Annotated in this window: 9 protein-coding genes; 1 reads left to right on the forward strand and 8 read right to left on the reverse strand. The window is 62.0% G+C overall.

Annotated features, from left to right (window positions below; all coding sequences use genetic code 11):
* On the reverse strand, positions 1-266 hold a 266-nt coding region (locus tag ABYW26_RS06190; protein WP_372603917.1), incomplete at its 3' end, for a rhodanese-like domain-containing protein.
* 245 nt (positions 267-511) lie between these two features.
* On the opposite strand from ABYW26_RS06190, the gene uvrA reads away from it, so the two are divergent.
* Positions 512-3370 (forward strand): excinuclease ABC subunit UvrA, encoded by a 2859-nt coding sequence (uvrA, locus tag ABYW26_RS06195; RefSeq protein ID WP_372603918.1) that lies wholly within the window; start codon positions 512-514, stop codon positions 3368-3370.
* 54 nt (positions 3371-3424) lie between these two features.
* On the opposite strand, the gene ABYW26_RS06200 is transcribed toward uvrA, so the two are convergent.
* The 7 genes from ABYW26_RS06200 to ABYW26_RS06230 all read right to left on the reverse strand — a co-directional run.
* On the reverse strand, positions 3425-3631 hold the full coding sequence (locus tag ABYW26_RS06200) for a DUF2892 domain-containing protein (RefSeq protein WP_372603919.1): 207 nt from the start codon (positions 3629-3631) through the stop codon (positions 3425-3427).
* 94 nt (positions 3632-3725) lie between these two features.
* Positions 3726-4385 carry a Crp/Fnr family transcriptional regulator gene (locus tag ABYW26_RS06205; protein ID WP_372603920.1) on the reverse strand — a complete coding sequence of 220 codons (660 nt, stop codon included), beginning with the start codon at positions 4383-4385 and terminating at the stop codon, positions 3726-3728.
* A complete protein-coding gene (gene mmsB, locus ABYW26_RS06210; RefSeq protein ID WP_372603921.1) occupies positions 4382-5257 on the reverse strand; it encodes a 3-hydroxyisobutyrate dehydrogenase in 876 nt (291 codons plus the stop codon). Before mmsB ends, ABYW26_RS06205 begins: the two co-directional genes overlap by 4 nt.
* On the reverse strand, positions 5254-6300 hold the full coding sequence (locus tag ABYW26_RS06215) for an enoyl-CoA hydratase/isomerase family protein (RefSeq protein WP_372603922.1): 1047 nt from the start codon (positions 6298-6300) through the stop codon (positions 5254-5256). The genes mmsB and ABYW26_RS06215 overlap by 4 nt, the downstream gene beginning before the upstream one ends.
* Positions 6300-7445 carry an acyl-CoA dehydrogenase family protein gene (locus tag ABYW26_RS06220; protein ID WP_372603923.1) on the reverse strand — a complete coding sequence of 382 codons (1146 nt, stop codon included), beginning with the start codon at positions 7443-7445 and terminating at the stop codon, positions 6300-6302. Before ABYW26_RS06220 ends, ABYW26_RS06215 begins: the two co-directional genes overlap by 1 nt.
* A gap of 115 nt (positions 7446-7560) precedes the next feature.
* Positions 7561-8130 (reverse strand): L,D-transpeptidase, encoded by a 570-nt coding sequence (locus ABYW26_RS06225; protein ID WP_372603924.1) that lies wholly within the window; start codon positions 8128-8130, stop codon positions 7561-7563.
* Between the two features lie 103 nt (positions 8131-8233).
* A partial coding sequence (locus tag ABYW26_RS06230; RefSeq protein ID WP_372603925.1) for a glutamate-cysteine ligase family protein occupies positions 8234-8948 on the reverse strand: 715 nt, incomplete at its 5' end.

An 8948-nucleotide genomic window follows, 5' to 3' on the forward strand; every position in this document is an offset into this window, starting at 1 on the left:
CCAGACCGCCCGCCCGAAGCGCAATACAGTGCGATCGGCCGGTCCGGAGTCAGTTCGGCGATATGTTCGGGGCTGCGGGGATCGACCTTCATCTGCAACACTGTCAGCGGGATATGGAGCGCCCCGGCGGCATGGCCGCTGGCCTTCAACTCGGCCGCGTCGCGCACGTCGATCAGGGTCAATTCGCCCGCGGCGACTTTCTGAACCGCTGTGGCGGCATCAAGATTGGCCACGCGCGGGCCAGAGGGGCGGAACATTGACAGCATCGATAAGTCCTTTTCGTAGAAACCTGCGAGGGCAGGATTGGCAGGCTATATATATTCAACATACCGAATATAAAGGCCCACACCATCATATTCCGGTATTTTCCCGGCCAATTATCATGGCTGGGCAGGATTTGGCACAGGATTTGTGCGGGTAACGGTAAAGTTCACTAAATGTTCTTACTTTTCGGTTGGAGACTCGCGCTGCGTAAACTATTTCTTAGTCACTTTGTTTCCGGGGGTGCCGTATGGCCGAGTTGAAGATGATTGAGGTGCGCGGTGCGCGTGAACATAACCTCAAGAATATCGACGTGGATATTCCGCGCGATCAGCTGGTGGTCATCACCGGGCTGTCGGGCTCGGGCAAGTCGTCGCTGGCGTTCGACACGATCTATGCCGAGGGCCAGCGCCGCTATGTCGAAAGCCTGAGCGCCTATGCGCGGCAATTCCTTGATATGATGGAAAAGCCCGATGTCGATCATATCACCGGCCTGTCTCCGGCGATTTCCATCGAGCAGAAAACCACCAGCAAGAACCCGCGCTCGACCGTCGGCACCGTGACCGAAATTTACGACTATATGCGCCTGCTGTTCGCGCGGGTCGGCACGCCTTATAGCCCCGCCACCGGCCTGCCGATCGAGGCCCAACAGGTGCAGGACATGGTCGATCGCATCATGGCGATGGACGAGGGCACGCGCGCCTATCTGCTGGCCCCGATCGTCCGCGACCGCAAAGGCGAATACCGCAAGGAATTCCTTGATCTGCGCAAGCAGGGCTTTCAGCGGGTCAAGGTCGATGGCGCGTTTTACGAGCTTGAGGATGCGCCGGTTCTGGACAAGAAATTCCGCCATGACATCGACGTTGTTGTGGATCGGATCGCGGTGCGCGAAGGCCTGGAAACCCGGCTGGCCGACAGTCTGCGCACGGCGCTGGATCTGGCCGATGGCATCGCCATTCTGGAAACCGCCCCGTCCGAAGGCGAACCCGAGCGCATCACCTTTTCCGAGAATTTTGCCTGCCCGGTCAGTGGCTTCACCATCCCCGAGATCGAACCGCGCCTGTTTTCGTTCAATGCGCCGTTCGGGGCCTGTCCCGATTGCGACGGGCTGGGGGTCGAGCTGTTTTTCGACGAACGGCTGGTGGTGCCCGACGCGGCGCTGCGGCTGTATGACGGGGCGCTGGCGCCGTGGCGCAAGGGCAAATCGCCCTATTTCCTGCAAACGATCGAGGCCATCGCCCGCCATTACGAGTTCGACAAGAACACCCCGTGGAAGGATCTGGCACCGCATGTAAAACAGGTGTTCCTCTACGGCTCGGGCGACGAGGAAATCCAGTTCCGCTATGACGAAGGCGGCCGGGTCTATCAGGTCAGCCGCGCGTTCGAGGGCGTGATCCCGAATATGGAGCGCCGCTATCGCGAGACCGACAGCGCCTGGGTGCGCGAGGAATTCGAACGCTATCAAAACAACCGGCCCTGTCATTCCTGCGAAGGCTATCGCCTGCGCCCCGAGGCCTTGGCGGTGAAAATCGGTGGCCTGCATGCGGGGCAGGTGGTGCAGATGTCGATCCGCGAGGCTTATGATTGGTGCCTGACCGTGCCCGAGCATCTGACCGCGCAAAAGAATGAAATCGCCCGCGCCATCCTGAAAGAAATCCGTGAACGTCTGGGGTTTCTTAACAATGTCGGGCTGGAATACCTGACGCTGGCGCGCAATTCCGGCACCCTATCGGGCGGTGAAAGTCAGCGGATCAGGCTGGCCAGCCAGATCGGTTCGGGTCTGACCGGGGTTCTGTATGTGCTGGACGAGCCGTCGATCGGCCTGCACCAACGCGACAATGGCCGCTTACTGCAAACGCTGAAAAACCTGCGAGATCAAGGCAATACGGTGATCGTGGTCGAGCATGACGAAGAAGCGATCCGCGAGGCCGATTATGTTTTCGACATCGGCCCCGGCGCCGGTGTGCATGGCGGTCAGATCGTGGCCCAAGGCACGCCCAAGGAAATCGCCGCCGACGCGGCCTCGGTCACCGGGCAATATCTGTCCGGGGTGCGCGCGATTCCGATTCCGGCGGAACGCCGTTCAGGCAACAAGAAACAGGTCACCGTGGTCAAGGCCACGGGCAACAACCTGCGTGAAGTGACGGTCAATTTCCCGCTGGGAAAATTCGTCTGCGTCACTGGCGTATCGGGCGGCGGCAAGTCGACCCTGACGATTGAAACGCTGTTCAAAACCGCCTCGATGCGGCTGAACGGCGCGCGCCAGACCCCGGCGCCGTGCGAGACCATCACCGGGCTAGAGCATCTGGACAAGGTGATCGACATCGACCAGCGCCCGATCGGGCGCACGCCCCGGTCGAACCCGGCGACCTATACCGGCGCCTTCACCCCGATCCGCGACTGGTTTGCCGGTCTGCCCGAGGCCAAGGCCCGTGGCTATAAGGCCGGGCGGTTCAGCTTTAACGTCAAGGGCGGCCGCTGCGAGGCCTGTCAGGGCGATGGTGTCATCAAGATCGAAATGCACTTTCTGCCCGACGTCTATGTCACCTGCGAAACCTGCAAGGGCGCGCGCTATAACCGCGAGACTTTGGAGGTAAAATTCAAGGGAAAATCCATCGCCGATGTGCTGGATATGACGGTTGAGGACGCGCAGGAGTTCTTCAAGGCGGTCCCGTCGATCCGCGACAAGATGGATGCGCTGGCGCGGGTCGGGCTTGGCTATGTCAAGGTTGGCCAACAGGCCACGACCCTGTCAGGCGGCGAGGCTCAGCGGGTGAAACTGTCGAAAGAACTGTCGAAACGCGCCACCGGCCGGACGCTGTATATCCTTGATGAGCCGACCACCGGCCTGCATTTCGAGGATGTGAAAAAGCTGCTGGAGGTGCTGCACGAACTGGTCGATCAGGGCAATACCGTCGTGGTGATCGAACACAATCTCGATGTGGTGAAGACCGCCGATTACCTTATCGACATCGGCCCCGAAGGCGGCGATGGCGGCGGTCAGGTTGTGGCGACCGGCACCCCCGAAGAGGTGGCCAAGGTCGAGGCCAGCCACACCGGGCGCTATCTGAAAGAGATGTTGTCGGCGAAAAAAGTCGCTGCGGAATAACGGTTTAGGGTCCGCACGCGGAAGAATGCGGGGGGCAGCGCCCCCCGGCAAATCTTATTGTTTTTTCATCCCGCAGGTGTTGATCCCCAGGATCGAATAGATCGGGCAAGACGAGATGATCCCGGTCGCCAGCGGGATGATCCCCAGCAGATACAGCCAGCGCAGGCTGGCCTCGGGGTTCATGAAATACCCGGCGATCAGCGCCAGACCCACAACGATGCGCAACACGCGGTCAACCGTTCCGATATTTTTCTTCAGCATTAATACGTCTCCTGACTAATCCGCCGCGACTCAACTATGGCGGGACAATCACAAGTATGCCACCTGTTTTCGTCCGGGTCTGTGACTAGGTCACTTACGGCGCGTCAATTTCCGCTAATGCGACCAGTCCCGGACGATTTGTAACGGTTACCAGCCCGCGATCCTGCCGCACCAGCCCGCGTTTGACCAGAATATCCAGCCGCCGCGACACCACTTCACGCGCGGTGCCGATCCGGGTCGCCAGTTCGGCATGGGTGGTGTGAACAACATCATCCTGCGCCTGATCCAGCAGGGCCGCAGCAAGGCGGCTTTCGACCTTTTGAAAGGCCACGCGTTCCAGCAGTTCCATCATGCTTTGCATCCGGGTGGCAAAGGCCCCGAAGACGAACGCCCGAAACACCGGCGCGGTTTCTATCAGGGTCAGGAACATGTCGCGCGGGACCAGCACCAGTTCGACCTCAGAGGTGGTCACGGCCTCGCCGGTGTAATCCGCCGCGCCCAGCAGCCCCAGCGTCGATTGCACGCAGGACTGGCCCGGCTCGATCCCGTAAAGCAGGATTTCGCGGCCGGTCGGCCCGATCAGATAGACCTCGATCCGGCCCGACAGCACGATGGCAAAGCCGCGCGCCGCCTCACCGGGGTGAAACAGCGCGTGACCTTTCGTCAGGTTGGTGACCGGCAAACCTTGCAGGATCGCCCGCGATTGCGGGTCCATATCCGTCAGCCCCTGTGCCCGGTCGATCCAGTTGCTCATCCGTGGCGGCCACGCTTTTCAAACCGCGGCAGCATGGCGCTGAAATCCATGCCCTTGCCGTTTTCCTCGTCAACAAAGGCCGCATACAGCGCCGCCGCCCGTTCACCCATCGGCGTGTCGGCATCGACCGCCTCGGCGGCCTGTTGCGACAGGCGCAGGTCTTTCAGCATCAGCTCGGCAGCAAAGCCGGGCTTGTAATCGTTGTCGGCAGGCGATTGCGGGCCGACGCCGGGGGCGGGGCAATAGGCGTTCATGCTCCAGCTATAGCCGGACGAGGTCGAAACCACATCGAACATCTTGGCCCGGTCCAGACCCAGCTTGTCGGCAAGGGCAAAGGCCTCACAGGTGGCGATCATGGTGACGCCCAGGATCATGTTATTACAGATCTTGGCGGCCTGACCGTTGCCCGAGGGGCCGCAATGCACGGCCTTTTGGCCCATGATGTCGAACAGCGGCTTGGCGATGGCAAACGCGTTGTCCGCGCCACCAGCCATAAAGGTCAGCGTGCCCGCCGTGGCGCCGCCAACCCCGCCCGAAACCGGCGCATCCATCGCCAGAACCCCGGCGTCCGCCGCGCGGGCGGCGACGCTGCGGGCGCTTTCGACGTCCACGGTCGAGCAATCCAGAAACACCGCACCCTTGGTCATCACCGGCAGGATTTCATCCGCCACCGCCCGCAGGATCGCGCCATTCGGCAGCATGGTGATCACCACGTCGCGCCCGGCTGCGGCCTCGGCGGCGGTTGCGGCCTTGGCTACACCTGCGGGGCAGGGCGCGACCAGATCGAACCCCGTCACCGCATGGCCCGCAGCCGCCAGATTGGCGGCCATCGGCGACCCCATATTGCCCAGTCCGATAAATCCGATATTCATGCCAGCTCCTCCTCAAGCTTCAGCGCTTCCGCCCCCAGCGGCATAAGCATCCGGCTGACATCCACGGCGGGCACATTGGCCATGTCGGGATGCTGCCAGCGGGGGGATTTGTCCTTGTCGATGATCGCGGCCCGGATGCCTTCCAGAAAATCGGAATGCTCGGGGGCGCGATGGGTAAAGCGGTATTCCTGCTCCAGCGCGGCGCGGATCGTGTCGCGGCCCCGCAGGCGGTGCATCATTTCGACGGTGCAGGCCATGGCCAGGGGGCTGTTGCGGCTCATGGTCTCAAGCGTCGCGACGGCGAAGTCCGAGTTGTCCTGCCGCAGCGCGCGCACGATGTCGCCCAAAGTCTCGCCACCGAAATGCGCGTCGATCTTGGGGCGCAGCGCGGCCAGAGGCGCCTCGGGCGCCGGTTGCGCGGCGCGATCAACCGCCTGCCAGTCGCCGGTGTCCTCAAGCGTGGCGATCAGTGCCGGCCAATCGGCGCGCGGCACGTAGTAATCGGCGAACCCGGCCAGAATGGCATCGCCCGGCCCCATCCGCGTGGCGGTGCAGCCCAGATATTCGCCCAGCCGCCCCGGTGCCCGCGACAGGATCAGCGACCCGCCGACATCCGGCACCAGACCGATGCCGCATTCCGGCATGGCGATCTGGCTGTTTTCACAAACGATCCGATGCGAGCCGTGACAGCCCAGACCAACGCCGCCGCCCATGGTAAAGCCCTGCAACAGGCTGATCACTGGCTTGGGGAATTCGAACAGCTTGGCGTTCATCCGGTATTCGTCACGCCAGAATTTCTGGCCAAAGGCGAAATCCCCGGCGCGGCCGGTCTCATACATCACCGTAAGATCGCCCCCGGCGCAAAAGGCGCGATCACCCTCGGCGTCGATGACGATCACCGCGACCTCGTCATCGTTGCGCCAATCGTCCAGCGCCGCCTCGACCGCAAGGCTCATCGGATAGCTGAGCGCGTTCAGCGCCTTCGCTCGCGTCAGGGTAATGCGGCCGGCGCGGCCGGTTTTCCGGATGTCGATATCCGACATCAGCCGCGGGCCTCCAACATCTGCCGCGAAACGATCAGGCGCATGATTTCGTTGGTGCCTTCAAGGATCTGATGCACCCGCAGGTCGCGGACGATCTTTTCGATCCCGTAATCGGCCAGATAGCCGTAGCCGCCATGCAGTTGCAGGCAGTCATTGGCGACCTCAAACGCGCGGTCGGTGACGTAAAGCTTTGCCATCGCACAGAATTTCGAGGCATCCGGCGATTTGTTATCCAGCTTCCACGCCGCTTGCCGCAGGAAGGTGCGGGCCGATTGCAGCTTGACCTCCATATCAGCCAGCCGGAATTGCAGCGCCTGAAACTGGTCGATCGAGCGGCCAAACGCCTTGCGTTCGCCCATATAGGCCAGCGTCGCGTCCAGCGCCGCCTGAGCGCCGCCCAAAGCCGAAGCGGCGATGTTCAGACGCCCGCCATCCAGACCGGCCATGGCATAGACGAACCCACGGCCTTCCTCGCCGATCAGGTTGTCGGCGGGGATGTCGCAATCGTCGAACTGCACCTGCGCGGTCGGCTGGGCGCGCCAGCCCATCTTGTCTTCTTCCGCGCCGAAAGACAGGCCCTTGGTGCCATCCTCGACCACCACGGTCGAAATGCCCTTGGGGCCATCGTCGCCGGTGCGGACCATCACCACGTAAGCGTCGGAATAACCGCCGCCCGAGATGAACGCCTTGGTGCCGTTCAGCCGGTAACCGCTGTCGGTCTTGTCGGCCCGGGTGCGCAACGCCGCCGCGTCCGAGCCCGAGCCAGGTTCGGTCAGGCAATACGAGAACACCTTTTCCATCGTGCACAGGTCAGGCAGCCATTTTTCCTTGGTCTCGTCACTGCCGAACTTGTCGATCATGCCGCCGCACATGTTGTGGATCGACAGGAACGAGCCCACGGCAGGGCAGGACATGGCAAGAGCTTCGAACACCAGCGTTGCGTCCAGGCGCGACAGGCCCGATCCGCCATAGTCTTCGGACACGTAAACGCCCCCAAGGCCCAACTCGGCGACTTTCGGCCACAGGGCTTTGGGGATCGTGCCCTCGTTTTCCCAAGCGCGGGCATTGGGCGCGATATGTTCGGCGCCAAAGGCGCGCGCCATGTCAAAAATGGCCTCTTGTTCCTCGCTAAGTGCGAAATCCATGCTGATCCTCCCCCGGGTATCCCAAGAATTGAACGGACGTTATTTTACGACTGTTTCACAAGTTTTGCAGGCCTAAACCTGCAAGAGCAAGGGGAGGTTTTTCAAAGCCGTTTTGCTAAATCAGACGTACCTGCGCGCCGATGGGCACCAGATCATACAATTCAGCGATTTTTTCGTTATAAAGCCCGATACAGCCCGACGACGACCGGCGGCCGATCTTGCGGGTGTCATGGGTGCCGTGGATCAGATAAGCGGGCCAATCCAGATACAGCGCATGGGTGCCCAGCGGGTTGCCCGGACCGGCGGCCATGGTGATCGGCAGGCTGGGGTCACGCTCGCGCATGTTGGGGGTCGGGGTCCATGAGGGGCCGACCTTTTTGCGCACAACCTTGGTATAACCGCGCTTGGTCAGCTCGTCGGTCATCGGAACCGAGGTCGGATAGAGGCGATAGTCGCTGCCATCGGCGCTCCAGTAATGCAGCGCCCGCGAGGTGGTGTCGGCCAACAGGGTGGCAACGCCCAGACTGTCGAAATGATCCTGCCAGTTCTGCATCGCAAAGCTTGAGATATTGTGCCGGGCGGTGGCTTCGTCCTCGGCCGTCAGAGATTGCGCCCGCAGGATCGTCGGGCTGGCCAGCAGGCTAGCGGTTGCGGTCAGAAAATTGCGGCGGGTAAAGGGGGTCATGGTCTGCTCCGGTCTTTTGACCGTGCGTGCCATGAAACGGCGAAATTTTCCACGCCCGGCGCGGTCACAGCAGCGTCAGACACGCGAATGTGAAGGTTTCTGCCTAAAGCCCGTGCTGAAATTCATCGATCAACAGCCGCACCACATCCTTCAGCGCCTCGGGCGTGTCCTTGCCATCGGCCAGCGCGGCCTCGAACACCGCGCGCTGGCGGTCGGCGCTGGTGCCGGTAGCGATGATGTCGCGGGTGGCTTCGACTTCGGCGACACAGTCCAGCGCCTCGGCATCCTCGGCGACCAGCGCGATCAGTTCTTCGACCAGATCGGCCATCGGCTTGACCCGGCCTTCGCCCAGATCGATCAGCCCCTCGGAAATGCCATAGCGTTGCGCCCGCCAGCGGTTTTCCGCGATCAGGAACGGATCATACAGCCGCCACTGTTGATTGCGCTGCGACAGCCGATACAGCATCCGCATCAGGCATTGCGTCAGCGCCGCCAGCGATAGCGCATTTTCCAGACGCGGGCTGACATCGCAGATCCGCGATTCCAGCGTCGGGAACCGGGCCGAGGGCCGCAGGTCCCACCAGATCTTGCTGCTGTCTTCGATCAGGTTCAGGTCGATCAGCGTATCGACCATATGGCGGTAGTCCTCCCAGCTTTGGGCGCGGGGCGGCAGGCCGGTGCGGGGCAGGTTGTCGAACACCGTCAGCCGATAGGAATTCAGCCCGGTATCAATGCCCTGCCAGAACGGCGACGAGGTGCTCAGCGCCAGCAGATGCGGCAGGAAATAGCTAAGCTGGTTCATCAGGTCGATGCGGTCG

Source organism: Actibacterium sp. (genome assembly GCF_041584535.1).
Classification (GTDB): Bacteria; Pseudomonadota; Alphaproteobacteria; order Rhodobacterales; family Rhodobacteraceae; genus Actibacterium_D.

Coding starts and splice junctions, on each gene's coding strand:
- ABYW26_RS06225 (WP_372603924.1), bottom strand. CDS start 8,130: ATGACCCCCTTTACCCGCCGCAATTTTCTGACCGCAACCGCTAGCCTG.
- ABYW26_RS06215 (WP_372603922.1), bottom strand. CDS start 6,300: ATGTCGGATATCGACATCCGGAAAACCGGCCGCGCCGGCCGCATTACC.
- uvrA (WP_372603918.1), top strand. CDS start 512: ATGGCCGAGTTGAAGATGATTGAGGTGCGCGGTGCGCGTGAACATAAC.
- ABYW26_RS06200 (WP_372603919.1), bottom strand. CDS start 3,631: ATGCTGAAGAAAAATATCGGAACGGTTGACCGCGTGTTGCGCATCGTT.
- mmsB (WP_372603921.1), bottom strand. CDS start 5,257: ATGAATATCGGATTTATCGGACTGGGCAATATGGGGTCGCCGATGGCC.
- ABYW26_RS06205 (WP_372603920.1), bottom strand. CDS start 4,385: ATGAGCAACTGGATCGACCGGGCACAGGGGCTGACGGATATGGACCCG.
- ABYW26_RS06220 (WP_372603923.1), bottom strand. CDS start 7,445: ATGGATTTCGCACTTAGCGAGGAACAAGAGGCCATTTTTGACATGGCG.